12 protein-coding genes and 1 tRNA gene are annotated in these 16528 nt (G+C 71.6%); 8 read left to right on the top strand and 5 right to left on the bottom strand.

What is annotated here, in order from left to right:
- Positions 1 to 40 precede the first annotated feature (40 nt).
- Positions 41 to 1000: a DUF3048 domain-containing protein gene (locus OG736_RS36135; RefSeq protein ID WP_327187807.1), complete on the bottom strand. Its 960-nt coding sequence runs from the start codon at positions 998 to 1000 to the stop codon at positions 41 to 43.
- A 395-nt stretch (positions 1001 to 1395) separates the two neighbouring features.
- Between OG736_RS36135 and OG736_RS36140 the strand changes: the two genes are divergently transcribed.
- Positions 1396 to 2586 (top strand): zinc-dependent alcohol dehydrogenase, encoded by a 1191-nt coding sequence (locus tag OG736_RS36140; RefSeq protein WP_327186156.1) that lies wholly within the window; start codon positions 1396 to 1398, stop codon positions 2584 to 2586.
- 298 nt (positions 2587 to 2884) lie between these two features.
- On the opposite strand, the gene OG736_RS36145 is transcribed toward OG736_RS36140, so the two are convergent.
- Positions 2885 to 3961: an ATP-dependent DNA ligase gene (locus tag OG736_RS36145; protein ID WP_327186157.1), complete on the bottom strand. Its 1077-nt coding sequence runs from the start codon at positions 3959 to 3961 to the stop codon at positions 2885 to 2887.
- A 110-nt stretch (positions 3962 to 4071) separates the two neighbouring features.
- Between OG736_RS36145 and ligD the strand changes: the two genes are divergently transcribed.
- The gene (ligD, locus tag OG736_RS36150; RefSeq protein ID WP_020129418.1) at positions 4072 to 5109 is read left to right on the top strand and encodes a non-homologous end-joining DNA ligase; all 1038 of its coding nucleotides are present in this window, start codon (positions 4072 to 4074) and stop codon (positions 5107 to 5109) included.
- A gap of 33 nt (positions 5110 to 5142) precedes the next feature.
- On the opposite strand, the gene OG736_RS36155 is transcribed toward ligD, so the two are convergent.
- Together OG736_RS36155 and OG736_RS36160 are read right to left on the bottom strand one after the other, a co-directional pair.
- Positions 5143 to 7287, bottom strand: coding sequence for an OmpL47-type beta-barrel domain-containing protein (locus tag OG736_RS36155; protein ID WP_327187808.1), 2145 nt, complete (start codon positions 7285 to 7287; stop codon positions 5143 to 5145).
- A gap of 71 nt (positions 7288 to 7358) precedes the next feature.
- A complete protein-coding gene (locus OG736_RS36160; RefSeq protein WP_327186158.1) occupies positions 7359 to 9836 on the bottom strand; it encodes a ThuA domain-containing protein in 2478 nt (825 codons plus the stop codon).
- Positions 9837 to 10035: 199 nt separating this feature from the next.
- On the opposite strand from OG736_RS36160, the gene OG736_RS36165 reads away from it, so the two are divergent.
- Positions 10036 to 11025, top strand: coding sequence for a multicopper oxidase domain-containing protein (locus tag OG736_RS36165; protein WP_327186159.1), 990 nt, complete (start codon positions 10036 to 10038; stop codon positions 11023 to 11025).
- Positions 11026 to 11107: 82 nt separating this feature from the next.
- Entirely contained in the window at positions 11108 to 12133 is a 1026-nt protein-coding gene (locus tag OG736_RS36170; protein WP_327186160.1) for a LacI family DNA-binding transcriptional regulator, read from the top strand.
- A 145-nt stretch (positions 12134 to 12278) separates the two neighbouring features.
- Here OG736_RS36170 and OG736_RS36175 read toward each other — a convergent pair whose 3' ends face one another.
- Positions 12279 to 13070, bottom strand: a complete 792-nt coding sequence (locus tag OG736_RS36175; RefSeq protein WP_327186161.1) for a VOC family protein — start codon at positions 13068 to 13070, stop codon at positions 12279 to 12281.
- Between the two features lie 307 nt (positions 13071 to 13377).
- Here OG736_RS36175 and OG736_RS36180 point away from each other — a divergent pair, with 307 nt between their 5' ends.
- From OG736_RS36180 to OG736_RS36195, 4 genes are all read left to right on the top strand, one after another.
- On the top strand, positions 13378 to 13623 hold the full coding sequence (locus tag OG736_RS36180; protein ID WP_327186162.1) for a WhiB family transcriptional regulator: 246 nt from the start codon (positions 13378 to 13380) through the stop codon (positions 13621 to 13623).
- Between the two features lie 151 nt (positions 13624 to 13774).
- A tRNA-Glu gene (locus OG736_RS36185) sits at positions 13775 to 13846 on the top strand.
- A 44-nt stretch (positions 13847 to 13890) separates the two neighbouring features.
- On the top strand, positions 13891 to 15255 hold the full coding sequence (locus OG736_RS36190) for an SDR family NAD(P)-dependent oxidoreductase (protein ID WP_327186163.1): 1365 nt from the start codon (positions 13891 to 13893) through the stop codon (positions 15253 to 15255).
- A complete protein-coding gene (locus OG736_RS36195; protein WP_327186164.1) occupies positions 15252 to 16505 on the top strand; it encodes a leucine-rich repeat domain-containing protein in 1254 nt (417 codons plus the stop codon). Before OG736_RS36190 ends, OG736_RS36195 begins: the two co-directional genes overlap by 4 nt.
- Positions 16506 to 16528: the final 23 nt, after the last annotated feature.

Consider the following 16528-nt stretch of genomic DNA (forward strand, 5'->3'; position numbering starts at 1 on the left):
CGGACGAGGATGCGGGGCGGCCTCAGGATGGCCACGAGGGTCAGGGTGCCTGGCCGGCGTCGGGGGTCTGCGCGAACACCACCCACACCTGGCCCTCGGCGAAGGCGACCGGGGCGCCGTCGGCGGTCGTGAAGTCCGTGCCGTCCGTGGCCGTCGCCCGCTTCCAGTTCACGTCGTGGACCCGTCCGTCGCGCAGCACCCGCGCCTTTCCCGAGCCCACCGTCTCGGTGTACGGCGTGTTGTTGCCGAGGAAGTCGTGGAAGCCCGACGCGCGCACCTTCACGTACTGCACGACCACCGTGGCCGGGGCCACCCGCGTCCCGTCGGTCGTCAGCGTCGGCGCCCCGTCCGTCGAGACCAGCCAGCGAGCCCGGCTCGCGGACCAGGTGAAGGTGAAGCGGGCCGCCGGGTAGCGCACGGTGAGCGAGGGCTGCGCCGTACCGCCGGACGGCGCGGTGCCGTAGCGGAACCCGGTGGTCAGCGCGGCGGAGCCCGGCGCGGAGGGCAACAGGCGACCCGGGCGCACGTAGAGGTTGTGCGGCGCGGCCCTTTCCGCGCCCCGGTAGTAGGCTCCGGCGCCGGCCGCGTCCTCGGGCGTGACGGCGTCCAGCGGTGCCCGGTCGATCAACGGCAGCAGCTTGCCCTGCGCCCCGGAGAACGCCAGCACCGGCCGCGCGAACTGGCCCAGCAGCTCCAGATCGGACTCGCGGGCACTGCGCACGGGACCGACGGCCTTCGGCACCTTGGTCGAGTACACGGCCATCAGCCGGCTCAGCCCGCCCTCGACCTGCTCGACGTAGACGATGTCCGCGGAGTCGAGGCCGGTCTGCGGCCGGGCGCCGGGGGCGTTGTCGATCTTCACGGCGAGCACGGAGCCGACGGCAGCGGTGGGGCTGGTGCTACCGCTCGGGCTCGGCTTCTGCGACGCGCTCCGACCGTCGTCGTTCCTCGACGGCTCGCGGGACGTCGTACAGCCGGCCGCGAGGACGAGAGCCAGCATGGCGGCCAGCAGCGCGGCGGCCACCGCGGAGGGGCCGGCACGCGTCGCGCGTGCCGGGCGACCCGGATGGTTCGGGCGACCCGGATGACCCCGATGACCCGAACGGTTCGGGTGACCCGGATGTCTTTGACGCCTCGGATGTCTCGAACGACCTGTGCCTGTCATGGCCACCCCCGTTTCGTGTCTTGATTGTGCGCTCATCCGTTCGAGAGTGGCTATGCGTGGCGGCGGACTGCGGACTGCGGACTGCGGACTGCGGACTGCGGGGCAGAAGGGGCTGGGGGCTGCGGGCGTCGTGATTCGGGGGCCGGGTGGTCGGGTACCCGGGCCGCAGCCAGGACCCGGTACTTCCGGACCAGCCGGGACGGACCGGTCGACGGAGGGAGCGCGGCGCGATGAAGGCAGTGACCTGGCAGGGCAAGCGCGACGTACGGGTGGACACCGTGCCCGACCCGACGATCCAGGAACCGACGGATGCCGTCATCCGCATCACGTCCACCGGGCTGTGCGGCTCCGACCTGCACCTGTACGAGGTGCTCACCCCGTTCATGACCCCGGGCGACATCCTCGGCCACGAGCCCATGGGCATCGTCGAGGAGGTCGGCGCCGGCGTGCCCGACCTCAAGGCCGGTGACCGGGTCGTGGTGCCCTTCCAGATCGCCTGCGGCAACTGCTGGATGTGCCTGAACGCGTTGCCCACCCAGTGCGAGACCACCCAGGTCACCGGCGAGGGCATGGGCGCCGCCCTGTTCGGCTACACCCGCCTGTACGGGGCGGTGCCCGGCGCCCAGGCGGAGTATCTGCGGGTGCCGCAGGCCCAGTTCGGCCCCATCAAGGTGCCCGAGGGGCCGCCCGACGACCGCTTCGTGTACCTCTCCGACGTCCTGCCCACCGCGTGGCAGGCCGTCGCCTACGCGGATGTCCCCGAGGGCGGCAGCGTCGCGGTACTCGGCCTCGGGCCCATCGGCGACATGGCCTGCCGTATCGCCCAGGTGCGCGGCGCGGGCCGGGTGTTCGGCGTCGACCTGGTCGGCGACCGGCTGCGCCGGGCCCGTGCGCGGGGCGTGGAGACGTACGACCTCCGCAGCTTCGACACCGAGAAGGAACTCATCGCCGCGATCCGCGACGAGACCGACGGTCGCGGCCCGGACGCCGTGATCGACGCCGTCGGCACCGAGGCGCACGGCAGCGCGGCCGCCCGTATGGTCCAGAACGCCGCCGCCATGCTGCCGCGGAAACTGAGCGGCCCGCTCGCGGAACGCTTCAGCGTCGACCGGCTCGCCGCCCTGTACACCGCCATCGAGCTGGTGCGCCGCGGCGGCACCCTTTCCCTCGTCGGCGTCTACGGCGGCACGGCCGACCCGCTGCCGATGCTCACCATGTTCGACAAGCAGCTCCAGATCCGCATGGGGCAGGCCAACGTGCGTCGGTGGAGCGACGAGATCCTGCCGTACCTCACCGAGGAGGACCCGCTCGGCGTCGACGACTTCGCCACCCACCGCGTGCCGCTGTCGGACGCCCCGCACGCGTACGAGATGTTCCAGCACAAGCAGGACGGCGCGGTGAAGGTCCTCATGACGCCGTGAAGCGTGAACCGGGAACCGGGAACCGGGAACCGTGAAAGCGGTTGCGGCGGTTGTGAAACGGTTGCGGATCAACGGCGAGGGTGCAAACGGTTACGGAACAAGTCGCCGCGTGAAACCGATTGTGGATCAAGCTCTGCGCCGGAAACCGGTTGTGAATCAGGTCGCGCCTGATACCGGTTGCGAATCAGGTGCTGCTCCCGGAACCGCTTGTGGCATGTGGCACCCAACCGATCTTCCACGAAGGAACCGATCTTCCACAAAGGCGCAAGCGCTTGTGGATCACGTCGCCGCCCGTGGATCACGTCGAGGGCGGCGCCCCGAGGATCTCCGCCAGGTCGTAGCGCACCGGTTCCTCCAGTTGCGCGTACGTGCAGCCGTCCGGGGTGCGGTCGGGGCGCCAGCGGCGGAAGCGGGCGGTGTGCCGGAAGCGCGCCCCGTTCTCCATGTGGTCGTACGCCACCTCGACCACTCGTTCGGGCCGCAACGGCACCCAGGAAAGGTCCTTCTTGCCCGACCAGCGGCTCGGCGCCCCGGGCAGCCGCGCCGTCTCGTGTGCGGACTCCTGCGACCAGGCCGCCCACGGATGACCCGCCGCGTCCTCCATGCGCAGCGGCTCCAGCTCCTCGATCAGCTCCGCCCGGCGTTTCATGGAGAAGGCGGCCGACACGCCGACGTGCTGGAGAACGCCCCGGTCGTCGTACAGACCCAGCAACAGCGAGCCGACCACCGGTCCGCTCTTGTGGAAGCGGTATCCGGCGACGACGACGTCCGCGGTGCGCTCGTGCTTGACCTTGAACATGGCGCGCTCGTCCTGGCGGTAGTGCAGGGTGAGCGGTTTGGCGATCACCCCGTCCAGGCCCGCGCCCTCGTACTCCTCGAACCACTGCCGTGCCACCTCGGCGTCGGTCGTCGCCGGCGCCAGGTGCACGGGTGCCGTCACCCCGGCGAGCGCCCCGGTCAGCAACTCACGCCGGTCGCTCAGCGGCACGTCCAGGAGCGACCGGTCGGCGAGCGCCAGCAGGTCGAAGGCGACGAACGACGCCGGGGTCCGTTCGGCGAGCGTGCGCACCCGGGAATCCGCCGGATGGATGCGCTCCGTGAGGGCGTCGAAGTCGAGCCGCCCCTCCCGGGCGATCACGATCTCCCCGTCCAGCACACACCGCTGCGGCAACCGTTCCCGCAACGCCTCCACCAGTTCCGGGAAATACCTGGTCAGCGGCTTTCCGGTGCGGCTGCCCAGTTCGATCTCGGCACCGTCGCGGAACACGATCGCCCGGAAGCCGTCCCACTTCGCCTCGTACTGCATGCCCGGCGGAATCGCCGCCACCGACTTGGCGAGCATCGGCTTCACGGGCGGCATCACCGGCAGATCCATGCTCCGATTCTGCGCGAGGATCACCGGGACCGCCCGGTGTGCGGACCGTCCGGCGTACGGGCCGCAGCGAGCTGATGCGAGCTGTCGGAGGTGTGTCTACCGTGGCTCGCATGGGCGATGCGGTGGAACTGGAAGTGGCCGGCCGGACGGTACGGCTGTCCAGCCCCGACAAGGTCTTCTTTCCGGAGCGCGGCTTCACCAAGCTGGACCTCGCCCGCTACTACCAGGCGGTCGCGCCCGGCATCCTGCGCGCGCTGCGCAACCGCCCCACCACCCTGGAGCGGTACCCGGACGGCGTGGGAGGCGAGTCCTTCTTCCAGAAGCGGGCGCCGAAGAACATGCCCGACTGGATCCCGACCGCCCACATCACCTTCCCCAGCGGACGAAGCGCCGACGAGATGTGCCCGACCGAGGAGGCGGCCGTCCTGTGGGCCGCCCAGTACGGCACCCTCACCTTCCACCCCTGGCCCGTGCGCCGCGACGACGTCGACCGCCCCGACGAACTGCGTATCGACCTCGACCCACAGCCCGGCACCGACTACGACGACGCGGTCCACGCCGCGCACGAACTACGCGCAGTCCTCGAGGAGTTCGGCGGTCTGCGCGGGTGGCCCAAGACCTCCGGCGGCCGGGGGCTGCACGTCTTCGTGCCGATCGAGCCCCGCTGGACCTTCACCCAGGTCCGGCGCGCCGCCATCGCCGTCGGCCGGGAGATGGAACGGCGGCTGCCGGAGCGGGTGACGATCAAGTGGTGGAAGGAGGAACGGGGCGAGCGCATCTTCCTCGACTACAACCAGACCGCTCGCGACCGCACCATCGCCTCCGCCTACTCCGTACGTCCCCGTCCGCACGCGCCCGTCTCGGCGCCGCTGCGCTGGGAGGAGGTCGGCGACGCCCATCCCGCCGACTTCGACCTCGCGACCATGCCGGCCCGGTACGCCGAACTCGGCGATGTGCACGCCGACATGGACGACCACGCGTTCTCCCTGGAGGCCCTGCTCGAACTCGCCCGCCGCGACGAACACGACCACGGCCTGGGCGATCTGCCGTATCCGCCGGAGTACCCGAAGATGCCCGGAGAGCCGAAGCGGGTGCAGCCGAGCCGGGCCCGGCACGAGGACGCCCCGGGCGGGCCCGGGGCGTCCTAGCGCGACCGTCCGGCGCCGGCCGGACGGTCGCTGTCACAACTCCTTGACGCGGATGTCCCGGTACGAGACGACGTCCGTCGTGCCGTGCACCTGGAGCCCGAGGTATCCGGAGGCGAAGCGCCGTCCGTCCGTGCCCGGGTCGTCCGCGCGCGGCGGGGAGAACTCCTGGCCGCCGGTGTTGTCGAACTCGTTGATCAGCACACCGTTGCGGTAGACCGAGTAGTGCTGGTCGACCACCCTGATCTCGTAGTCGTTCCAGGTCCCCTTCTGGGTGACGCCCGCGCCCGCGAGTCCCACCCGGTCGAAGCCGTACACCGACCCGGTCTTGTACATGTCCCCGTCCGGCCGGTCCAGTACCTGCACCTCGTGCCCGTACTTGATGGCGACCCACTCCGGTCGCGACTCCTCGGCGTGGTCATGGACCCACGGGAAGCGCACGAACACACCGGAGTTGGCGTTGCCCGTGCCCGGAGCGTCGTCGCGCCACTGGAGCTTCAGCGAGAAGTCGCCGTACTTGCGCTCGGGGAACCACAGCATGCCCAGGCCCTCGCGGGTTGTCCCGCTGGTGATCGAGCCGTCGGCGTTCTGCGCGAACGATCCGCCGCCCACCTGCTGCCACTTCGCGAACGAGCCCGCGCTGCCGTCGAGGATCGTGCGGTAGCCCTCGGTCTGTCCGGGCTTGCCGATCCCGGAGCGGCCGGCGGCCTCCTGCACGGCGTCGTACTCGCGCTGGTCCACGACCCCCTCGCCGAACAGCCCGTCGAGGACCGTCCTCACATGCTTGAGGAACAGCGCGTGGGACGTCCACTCCTTCTCGTCCTCGATCAACTCGTTGATCCGGCACCGCTTGTCGGTCAGCCGGTTCGGCACCCCCGAGTCGACCGTGCCGACGATCACCGTCAACCGCTCGTCGTATTCGGGGCAGTTGGGGGCCGGGACCTGGCTCGACACCACCGTGAAGGTCACCGTGCGCGCGGTGGAGGTGTTGCCCGCCTTGTCGGTGGCGCGGTAGGCGAGGGTGTGCGGGCCCGCACGGTCGACCACCACCGGGACGGTGTATGCGATGTACGGTCCACCGTCGAGTGAATACTCGATCCGGTCGACACCCGACCCGTGCTCGTCCGTCGCGCTCACGGTCACCTTGGCATTGCCGACAAAGGCACCGGCGGAGTTCTTCGTGCCTTCGACGGCGACGCCGGTCACCGGTGGTGTGGTGTCCTGCGGGGTCGCCGCGACCACGGTGAACCGGACGCTCTTCTCGGCCGCCGCGTTGCCCGCCTTGTCGGTGGCCCGGTACCGCACGGTGTGGGTGCCGACCTGGTGCACCATCACGGGCGCGGTGTACGGCTGCCAGGCCCCGGAGCCGACGGCGTACTCGATCGTGTTGACGCCGGATCCGGTGTCGGAGGCCGACACGGTGACGGTCGCCATGTCGATGTACGCGCCGTCGGGGTTCCGCTCGCCGCTCACCGTCCCGGAGGTGTCCGGGGGCGTCGTGTCGTCGGAGGGCGGGGCGACGACCGTGAAGGCGACCGTCTTCTCCGCGGAGACGTTGCCGGCCTTGTCGAACGCCCGGTAGCGGATCTGGTGGCTGCCGATCTGGTCGACGACGACCGGTGCGGTGTACGGGATCCAGTCACCCGCAGTGCCGACCGCATACTGGATACCGTCGACCCCCGACCCGCCGTCGTCGGTCGCCCCGATCGCGACACCCGCCGAGCCGACGTACTCGCCCTGCGCGTTCTGCGTGCCGGTGACCTGCGCCGTCGTCTCGGGCGGTGTCGTGTCCTCGCCGCCGCCCTCGGTCACCACGAGGATGCCCTGCATCTGACCGTGGCCGGGGATCGTGCAGTGGTAGAAGTAGCGCCCCGGGGTCAGGGTGACCTCGGCGGTGTGCCGGCCGCCCGTGTCGTCGTTCGGGTTGGCCAGGATGTTCAGCGTGACGTCGTCGTTGAACTCGGGGTCGCTGGTCGCGAACGTCAACGTGTGCGGCATGCCCATGGTGTTGCCGGTCGCCACGCTGTTCTCGAAGACGATCGTCGCCCGACCCGCCACGGCGGTCGTCGGCGCCGAACCGTATGTGGTGATGTCGTCGCCGGCGGTCCAGGTGAGCACCTGGGCGGCGGCTGCCGGCTCGGACTGTGCCGCGGTGGGTGCCGCCTGAAGCCCGAGCGTCATCAGCACGGCGGCCAACAGGGCTGTCCAGATTCTTCGTTGCCGTGACTGTCGTGTCTGTGGTGTCCGCCGTATCACTGCGCCCCCCTCGCCAGCCGGTCGGCGGCCGGCGTCGGGCCGCCGCCCTTGTAAGTGACCCTCCACAGTGCCGACTTGGCGTCCGAAGTGAAGAAGCCTCGGCCGTAGTCGAGGACGTACAGGGCGCCGTCCGGGCCGAACTTCCAGTCCATGAGGTTCTTGATGCCGTCGTTGCCGACCGGCACGATCTTCTTCAGCGACTCCGAGTGGACAGGCAGCCCGCCCGACCCTTGCGTCCTCGGGTCCATGACCACCGCGTTGCGCGGCTGATCGGCGTCGTAGAAGTCGCCGACGAACCACTTGCCGTCCCAGTACGCGGGCCACCTGGCCCCGCTCGCGCCGGCGGCGTCGTACCGGTAGACCGGACCGTTCATCGCCGCCTGCCCGCCGCCCTTGAGCCACGGCAGCCGGTACGTCGCCTGGTCCTGCCGGTAGGAGGGGATGCCGCCGGCGTCGCGCGGGTAGTCCGGTGCGCCGCCCTGGGGCGAGTACCAGATGTTGTTGCCGGTGACCGGCGGCAGGTTGACCAGGCCGTCGTTGTTCGGCGACTCGTTCTTCGGGTGGTCGCAGTCGTACCAGCCCAGCGGCTGCGACGGATCCGGCAGGTTGCGGTCCCGGTAGGGCTGCTTGTTGCCCATGCAGTACGGCCAACCCCGGTTGCTCGCCTGGGTGATGACGGCGAACGTGTCGTACTTCGCCGGTCCCCAGACGGGCGACGGCTCGCCCGCGTCCGGGCCGACCCAGCCCGCGTAGAGGATGTCGGTGGTGCGGTCGACGAAGATGCGCGCGGGGTTGCGGACGCCCATCACATAGATCTCGCCGCGGGTCTTGCCGCCGCCCTCGTCGGTCTCGCGGCCCGTGAACAGGTTCCCCGCCGGAAGCGTGTACGTGCCGTCGGGCTCCGGATGGATGCGCAGGATCTTGCCGTTGAGGTTGTGGGTGTTTCCGGCCGTACGACGCGCGTCGGCGAAGGAGACACCCCTGAAGTTCGGCTGCGGGTTGTTTCCGGAGTAACCCCCGCTGAAGCCGCTGGAGTTGTTGTCACCGGTGGCGATGTACAGGTTGCCTTTCGAGTCCCAGGCGAGCCCGCCCCCGGCGTGACAGCAACTGTGCACCTGCACCGGCCACTTGAGCAGCACCTTCTCGCTGTTCAGATCGAGCCGGTTCGTGGCGAGGTCGAGCGTGAAGCGGGAGACGCGCCGCTCGGCCGTCCGGGTGTCACGGTCGACACCGGAGTGGGGCGTGTAGTGCAGGTACACCCAGCCGTTCTGCTCGAAGCGCGGATCGAGCTCGATACCGAGGAGGCCTTCCTCGACCTTGACGAGCTCGTCGCCGCCGCCCTTGTTGCCGAAGACCGTGAGTTCCCCGGCCAGGGTGACCTTCTTGGTCGCCGGGTCGTAGACGTGGATCTGTCCCCTGCCCTTGCCCACGTCCGGGTTGTTCCAGTCGGTGATCACCGGCCGGGAGGAGTCGGCGCCGCCCCGCCCGATGTAGAGAACCCGGCCGTCGGGGGCCGTGACCAGGCCGTGCGGCTCGCCGATCTGGTCGTTCTGGCCGGGTTGGTTGGCCGGGGTCAGCCGCTCGGCCTTGTAGTTCCCGGTGATGGTGGCCTTGCAGTCGGCCTGCACCAGCCGGGACGTCCAGAGCAGGGCGCCGCGCAGATGCGTACGGAAGTCCGTCTCGTCGTACGACGAGACCGTGCCGCCCATGCCGGTGTAGAAGGAGCGGCCGCCGTCGTAGTCGCGGCACCAACTCACGGGGTGGTCCGCGCCGTTGGCGCCCGCGCCCGGCCGGTAGGTGGACTCGCGCACCCGGGCGACGGTGTGCACCTCGCCGGACGGGTTCTTCACCCAGTTCGGCCACAGGTCAGGGCGCTTCCACTCCAGCGGCAGCGCTCCGGTGGCCGGATGCCGCCGGTCGCCGACCTCGACGGTGGCCCGCTGCACGGCCGTCGGGCTCGACGCGGCGGGACGGGCGCCGATCAGGCCGGTGAACCAGTCCGAATAGGGCTCGGCGCGGGCCGCGTCGTGGACCCCGACGAATCCGCCGCCGGCCTCCATGTACGCCTCCAGGCCCGCTTCCTGCTCCGGGTCGAGGACGTCACCGCCCCCGGTCAGGAACACGACCGCGTTGTAACCGCCCAGCCGCGTCTCGCTGGTGAAGACCGAGGCGTCGTCCGTGGCCTCGACCTCGAAGCGCTGGTCCGTCGGCCCGGACAGGCCGATCCGCTCGATGGCCTCGATACCGGCGTTGACGACCGGTGACTCGTCCCCGGCCGCGGCCGACCCGTGGTAGATCAGCACCCGTACGTTCGGGCCGCCCGGTGGCGACTTGATGGACATCGTTGTCAGGGGTGGCTCGGGTGCCGGGCGCGCGTCCGCGGCCGGCGCGGAGAGCAGGCCGGCGACGAGCGTTGCGCACGCCACGGCGGTCACCCGGATTCGTCTTCTCGTACTCAACCCTCGTAAGTGCATGGGCACCTCCTCGGTCACAGCGACAGCGCCACGGAAGGTAGACCCCATTTGCATGACTCGCCAATACCTATGACCGCAATGGCATGAACTTTGTCCTGGGTGTGGAGAAACGGCGGAACGACCGGTACCGTCTCACAGGTTCATCACAGGCTCGTCTTCTTCATCGTCGCAAATTCCGTACCAGGGTGGGGAGTTCGGCATGGACAGACGCGGGTTCAACCGCCGGGTGCTGCTGGGCGGTGCCGCCGCCGCGACATCGTTGTCCTTGGGGCCGAGGGCGGTGAGCGCCGACGGACCGGCGAAGGCCGCCCCCGCGGGCGGAGCGGTCAGACACCTCAAGCTGTACGCGGAGAAGCTCGCCGACGGACAACTCGGCTACGGCTTCGAGAAGGGGAAGGCGACCATCCCCGGGCCGCTGATCGAAATCAACGAGGGCGACACCCTGCACATCGAGGTGGAGAACACCCTGGACGTGGCCGCGAGCCTGCACGTCCACGGCCTGGACTACGAAATCTCCAGCGACGGAACGAAGTTGAACCGGAGTGACATCGAGCCCGGCGGCACGCGCACCTACACCTGGCGCACCCATGCCCCCGGTCGCCGCGCCGACGGCACCTGGCGGGCGGGCAGTGCGGGCTACTGGCACTACCACGACCACGTCGTGGGAACGGAACACGGCACGGGCGGCATCCGCAAGGGCCTGTACGGACCGGTGATCGTCCGGCGCAAGGGCGACATCCTGCCCGACGCCACCCACACGATCGTCTTCAACGACATGACGATCAACAACAGACCGGCCCACTCGGGCCCCGACTTCGCGGCGACGGTGGGCGATCGGGTCGAGTTCGTGATGATCACGCACGGCGAGTACTACCACACCTTCCATATGCACGGTCATCGTTGGGCCGACAACCGCACCGGCCTGCTCACCGGCCCCGACGACCCCAGCCAGGTCGTCGACAACAAGATCGTGGGCCCGGCCGACTCCTTCGGCTTCCAGGTCATCGCGGGGGAGGGGGTCGGCGCCGGCGCGTGGATGTACCACTGCCATGTGCAGAGCCACTCCGACATGGGGATGGTCGGACTCTTCCTGGTGAAGAAGCCCGACGGCACGATCCCGGGATACGAACCGCATGGGCCGCACGAGTCGCTTGAGCCGGACGGGGCCGGCGACGCGCACGAGCACTGAGGGGCGGAGGTCGGAGAGCGCTCTCACCTCGGCCGTCCCCCGGAGTTATCCTGAGCCGCAGCCGGCCAGGAGGAGCCCCGAAGTGACCGAGACAGCGTCACGTCCCACGCTGGAGGCCGTGGCCGCACGGGCCGGGGTCTCCCGGGCGACCGTGTCGCGCGTCGTCAACGGCGGGGACGGCGTCCGCGAGCCGCTCGTCGAGCGGGTCCGGCGGGCCGTGGAGGAGCTCGGGTACGTCCCCAACCAGGCGGCCCGCAGCCTGGTGACGAAGCGCCACGACGCGATCGCCGTGGTCATCGCCGAACCGGAGACCCGGGTCTTCGCCGACCCCTTCTTCGCGCTCCAGCTCCGCGGCATCAGCAAGGAACTGACGGCCCACGACAACCAGTTGGTGCTGCTGCTCACCGAGGGCCGCGACGACCACGCCCGGGTCGCCCGCTACCTCGCCGGCGGCCATGTCGACGGGGCCCTGGTCTTCTCGCTGCACCTCGACGACCCGCTCCCCGGGCTGATCCAGGGCGCCGGCGTTCCGACCGTGTTCGGCGGCCGTCCCGGCTGGAGCGACGGCACACGGGACGTGGTCTACGTCGACAGCGACAACCGCGGCGGTGCCCGCGAGGCCGTAACCCTGCTGGCCGGGCTCGGCCGCACCCGTATCGCGCACATCACCGGCCCCCTCGACCAGACCTCCGCGGCGGACCGGCTCGACGGATACCGGGAGGTCATGGGCGAGGACGACCCGCGGCTCGTCGTCGAGAGCGACTTCACCCCCGGCGGTGCCGAGCGGGCCATGCGGGAACTCCTCGACCGGTGCCCCGACCTGGACGCCGTGTTCGCCGCCAACGACCTCGCCGCCTCGGGCGCCCTGCGCGTCCTGCGCGAACGCGGGCGGCGGGTGCCCGAGGACGTCGCCGTGGTCGGCTTCGACGACATGCTGCCCGTCGCCGAACAGAGCGACCCGCCGCTGACGACGGTCCGTCAGGACATCGAGGAGATGGGCCGGATCATGGCCCGTCTGCTGCTGCGCCGTCTCGACCGGCGCGTCGCCGAGGAGGCACCGGGCGGTGTGGTCCTGCCGACCACTCTGGTGCGCCGAGCCTCGGCCTGACCGGGGCCGCCACCCCGCTCGCATCCGGCCTGTTCCGGACCTTGCCTGCCAGGCTTCGCCCAGCCGCCCAGCCGCCCAGCCGCCCAGCCGCCCAGCCGCCCAGCCGCCCAGCCGCCCAGCCCAGCACCTGCTCTTCCGTGCCGCCTCACATCTCCTGCGGCACGCTCTTGATCACGGCGAAGCGTGCCCCGTAGGGGTCGGCGAGCTTGGCGATGCGGCCGACGCCCTCGACGTCCGTGGCGGGCATCCGCACCCTGCCGCCCAGCTCCTCCGCCCTGGCCACGACCCGGTCCGTGTCGGCGACCTCGAAGTACGGCAGCCAGTAGGCGCCGGTCTCGGCCTCCGTGGGGTCGTCGGCCAGCGGCACGATCCCGCCGAACATCGCCTCCTCCCCGGCGCCGGCCGGGTTGACGCAGGTGTATGTGCCGCCGGGGAAGGGGGCGGCCGAGGTCTCCAGGCCCAGCGTCGCGTTGTAGAAGGCGGCCGCCGCCGCGACGTCCGGCGTGTACAGCTCGACCCAGCACAGTGCGCCGGGTTCGTTCGCCACGTCCACGCCCACGGTCTGTCCCGGCTGCCAGAGGCCGAACGGCACGCCCGCCTGGTCGGCGAGGACCGCCATCGTGCCCTGGCCCATCACGTTCATCGGCGCGAAGAGGACCGTGCCGTGCTTCTGCTCGGCGGCCTGCGCCGTGGCCTGCGCGTCCGGTGTCCGGAAGTAGACCGTCCACGAGGGCGGGCCCTGGCCGGGTACGGTCTGCATGCCGCCCGCCACGGTCTTCCCGTCCAGCTCGAAGAAGCCGTAACCGCCGGCGTCGGGTCCCGCCGACCGGAACCGCCAGTCGAAGAGAGCGCCGTAGAAGGAGGTGGCGCCGTCGATGTCGGACGTGCCGACATCGATCCAGTTCGGAGCGCCGTTGACGAAACGGGTGGTGAGCATCGTGCCCTCCTCGAAGGGGTCCCGTTCTCTGCACTGCCGAGTCTCGCACCGCCCACTGACAATCGCTGCCGGAGCACGACCACCGGCGCGGCCCCGCCGCACGGTCACGGAAGGTGATGGTCGGTCGCGAGGCGTCGTGGGGGTGTGTCGAGCCCTCGTCCGGCGTTCCGAGAGTGTGCCGGGTGCACCGCGCGCCGCCGTGCGTACGGGTGGGCGGCAGGAGCATCATCGGGCGGCCGGGGGTCTCGGGCGCCGCGTATATCCGGCGTTGATCGAACGTTTTTCGCCGCCGGGCACGATCCTGGCCATGTATACCGACACGATTCCGACACCCGACCTCGGCTGGCAGCGCGAGGCGCTGTGCGCACAGACCGGGGCGGAGTTCTTCTTCCCCGAACCCGGCAGCTCGGTGCGGGAGGCCAAGCGCATCTGCGGCATGTGCGAGATGCGTCCAGCCTGCCTCGAGTACGCCCTGGACAACGATGAGCGCTTCGGCGTCTGGGGCGGCATGTCCGAGAAGGAGCGCCTGAACCTGAGGCGCACGGCACGCTGAACCGTGCGGTCGCGGCGACCCCGAATCCGAGTGACCGCGTCGCGGGGGTGCGGTTAGGATCCGGGGGCGTGTCCGGACGTGGCGCAGAGGCGCAGGCACAACGCGCAGGCGCATCACGCCGGTTCGCATCCGGTCGTCCGGATGCGTGCGCGGTCCCGTAGAGCAGAGGCAGACTCGCCACCTTCTCAGGGTGGATACGCCGGTTCGAATCCGGTCGGGACCACGGTACGGCGAGCACGGGGCGGGGACGGGGCGGGGCGGCGACGGATGGGCGAGGACAGCGGAGGGGCGGCGTTCGGCCCGGCGGTCACCGAGGCGGAGCTGGCCGCCTTCCACGACGTCGTGGGCAGGCTGCGCGCGCTGCCCGTCGACGATCCCGTACGGCTGCGGGCCGAGCAGGTCGCCGCGTCCTTCGCGCGTGACGGGCGGCTGCGGCGGCGCAAGGAGCGGAGCGCCGAGGTGGCGGCCGCCGACGCGGCGGCGATGGCGGCGACCGCGACCGGGGCCCTGGACCGGCGCGAGGACGCGCCCCTGCCGGCCGCCGGACGCGGAGGGCGTTTCCACCGGCCGCGCACCTGCTACGTCTGCAAGTCGGCCTATCGAGAGGTCGACACCTTCTACCACCGGCTCTGCCCCGCCTGCGCCGCGGACAACGCGGCCCGCCGTTCGCTGAGCACCGACCTGAGCGGGCGTCGTGTCCTGCTCACCGGCGGCCGGGTGAAGATCGGCTTCCAGCTGGCGCTGATGATGCTGCGGGACGGCGCGCGGACCGTCGTCACCTCCCGTTTCCCGCACGACACCGTCCGCCGGTTCCGCGCCGAGCCCGGCAGCGCGCAGTGGCTGGACCGGCTCACCGTCGTCGCCGTCGATCTGCGCGACCCGCGCCAGGTGCTGGGCCTGTGCGAGGAGCTGCGCCGGGAGGGCGAACCGCTCGACATCCTCGTCAACAACGCGGCGCAGACCGTGCGTCGTCCGCCGGAGGCCTACGCCCTGCTGGCCGCCGGAGAGCGCGACGCGCTGCCCGAGGGGACGCGCCGGGCGCCCGGGTTCACCCCGATGCGGATGCTGGAGGGCCTCGGCGGCTCGCTCTCCGCGCTGCCCGCCGCTCTGCGGGAGGCCGACGAGGCCGGACTGCTGCCCGATCCCTCCCCGGAGAACTCCTGGTCGGCCCGGCTCGGTGCGCTCGACCCGGCCGAGGTACTGGAGACCCAGCTCGTCAACGCCCTCGCGCCCGCGCTGCTCTGCGACCGGCTGCTGCCGCTGCTGCTGGCCTCCCCGCATCCGCGCCGGTACGTGGTGAACGTGACGGCCGTCGAGGGTCGGTTCGCGGTGCGCAACAAGATGCCCGGGCATCCGCACACCAACATGGCCAAGGCCGCCCTCAACATGCTCACCCGTACCAGCGCGGCCGCGCTCGCCGAGCAGGGTGTGCACATGTGCGCCGTCGACACCGGCTGGATCACCGACGAGAACCCGGCGCCGAAGAAGGCCCGGATGGCGGGCGCGGGCTTCCGTACCCCGTTGGACATCGTGGACGGCGCGGCCCGCGTGTACGACCCGATCGTGCGCGGCGAGGCCGGCCACCCGGTGTCGGGCGTGTTCCTCAAGGACTACCGGGAGGCGCAGTGGTGAGCGAGGAGAACACGGCGGGGCCGTGTGCCGAGCCGGAGTCGGAGTCGGAGCCGGAGTCGGGGTCGGGGTCGGGGTCGGTCCGCTTCGCCGGAGTGCCCCACGTGGTGCCCCGCCCCCTCGCCGATCTCGCCCCGCTGCTCGACTGGCTGCGGGCCGGGCGTCCGGCGGGCGAGCGGCTGGACTTCGCCGCGGGCACCGCGCTGCCCGACGGGCGGCTCGACCTGTGCAAGCAGGGATTGGGGGCCGAGGGCGCGGCCCTGGTCGCCGAGGCCCTGGCCGACGGCCCCTCGCCCGTACGGCATCTGCTCCTCGGCACCGACGCCCTCGGGGACGAGGGCGCAGCCACCGTGGCCGCTGCGAGTGCGCCGGTCGAGACGCTCTACCTCGGATGCAACGGCATCACCGCGGGCGGGGCCTGCCGTATCGCCGACCAACTGCGCGCCTCGCCCCAGGTGGTCACGGGGGTGTGGCTCAAACGCAACCCGCTGGGCCGAGGCGGTGGCCGGGCGGCGGCCGAACTCGTCGAATCCGCCCGGACGTTGCGCACGCTCGACCTCGTGCAGACCGGACTCGACGCGGCGGGCGTCACCGTGCTCGCCGACGCGCTGCTGGCCGCCGCGGGCAACGGACGGCGTGTCGAGCGGCTGTTCGTCGGCGGCAACCCGCTGGGGGAGGCGGGCGCGGAGGCGCTCGCGGCGGTGGTCGCCGCCGGGGCGATCGACGAACTGTACGTGTCCGCCGCCCGGTTGGGCGACCCGGGCGCGCTCCGGCTCGCCGCCGCCCTCGAGCGGGCGCCGTACGGACGGCTCACCCGGCTCTCGGTGGCCAGCAACGGCATCGGACCCTCTGCCGCCGCCCGCCTGGTCGGCGCCGCCACCGTCGCCGGTGTCACCCTGCTGGACCTCGGCCGGGTCCGGGCGGCGGCCGTGCTCGGCGCGGCGGACAACCGGCTGGACCTGGCGGCCGCCGAGAGCGTCGGGCGGACGCTGGCGGCCGGCGAGCACCGCCTCGCCCACCTCGTCCTGCGCCACACGGGCCTGCGCAGCCGCGAGGCCCACCGCATCCTCGACCACGCTCCCCGCGCGGCCAGCGCCACCCGCTTCGTCCTGGGCCAGGGCGTCGCCGCCACCGTCAAACGCCGCCTGGCGGCCCTCAGCGCCCATGTCCCGCCCCCGGCCGTCCCGTCCGACGTGGCGGCCGTACGCAGCGTGCATCGTACGGCGGCGCCGGAGGCGCCCGCGGCGGACTGAGGCCCGTCCACCGGGCCCCGTCC

Source organism: Streptomyces sp. NBC_01334, from assembly GCF_035983595.1.
In the GTDB taxonomy this organism is placed as follows: Bacteria; Actinomycetota; Actinomycetes; order Streptomycetales; family Streptomycetaceae; genus Streptomyces; species Streptomyces coriariae.

Excerpts from the sequence above, each read along its gene's own strand:
- OG736_RS36140 (WP_327186156.1), top strand. The coding sequence starts at position 1,396 with ATGAAGGCAGTGACCTGGCAGGGCAAGCGCGACGTACGGGTGGACACC.
- OG736_RS36160 (WP_327186158.1), bottom strand. The coding sequence starts at position 9,836 with ATGCACTTACGAGGGTTGAGTACGAGAAGACGAATCCGGGTGACCGCC.
- OG736_RS36190 (WP_327186163.1), top strand. The coding sequence starts at position 13,891 with ATGGGCGAGGACAGCGGAGGGGCGGCGTTCGGCCCGGCGGTCACCGAG.
- ligD (WP_020129418.1), top strand. The coding sequence starts at position 4,072 with ATGGGCGATGCGGTGGAACTGGAAGTGGCCGGCCGGACGGTACGGCTG.
- OG736_RS36145 (WP_327186157.1), bottom strand. The coding sequence starts at position 3,961 with ATGGATCTGCCGGTGATGCCGCCCGTGAAGCCGATGCTCGCCAAGTCG.
- OG736_RS36165 (WP_327186159.1), top strand. The coding sequence starts at position 10,036 with ATGGACAGACGCGGGTTCAACCGCCGGGTGCTGCTGGGCGGTGCCGCC.
- OG736_RS36180 (WP_327186162.1), top strand. The coding sequence starts at position 13,378 with ATGTATACCGACACGATTCCGACACCCGACCTCGGCTGGCAGCGCGAG.
- OG736_RS36175 (WP_327186161.1), bottom strand. The coding sequence starts at position 13,070 with ATGCTCACCACCCGTTTCGTCAACGGCGCTCCGAACTGGATCGATGTC.
- OG736_RS36155 (WP_327187808.1), bottom strand. The coding sequence starts at position 7,287 with ATGACGCTCGGGCTTCAGGCGGCACCCACCGCGGCACAGTCCGAGCCG.
- OG736_RS36135 (WP_327187807.1), bottom strand. The coding sequence starts at position 1,000 with ATGCTGGCTCTCGTCCTCGCGGCCGGCTGTACGACGTCCCGCGAGCCG.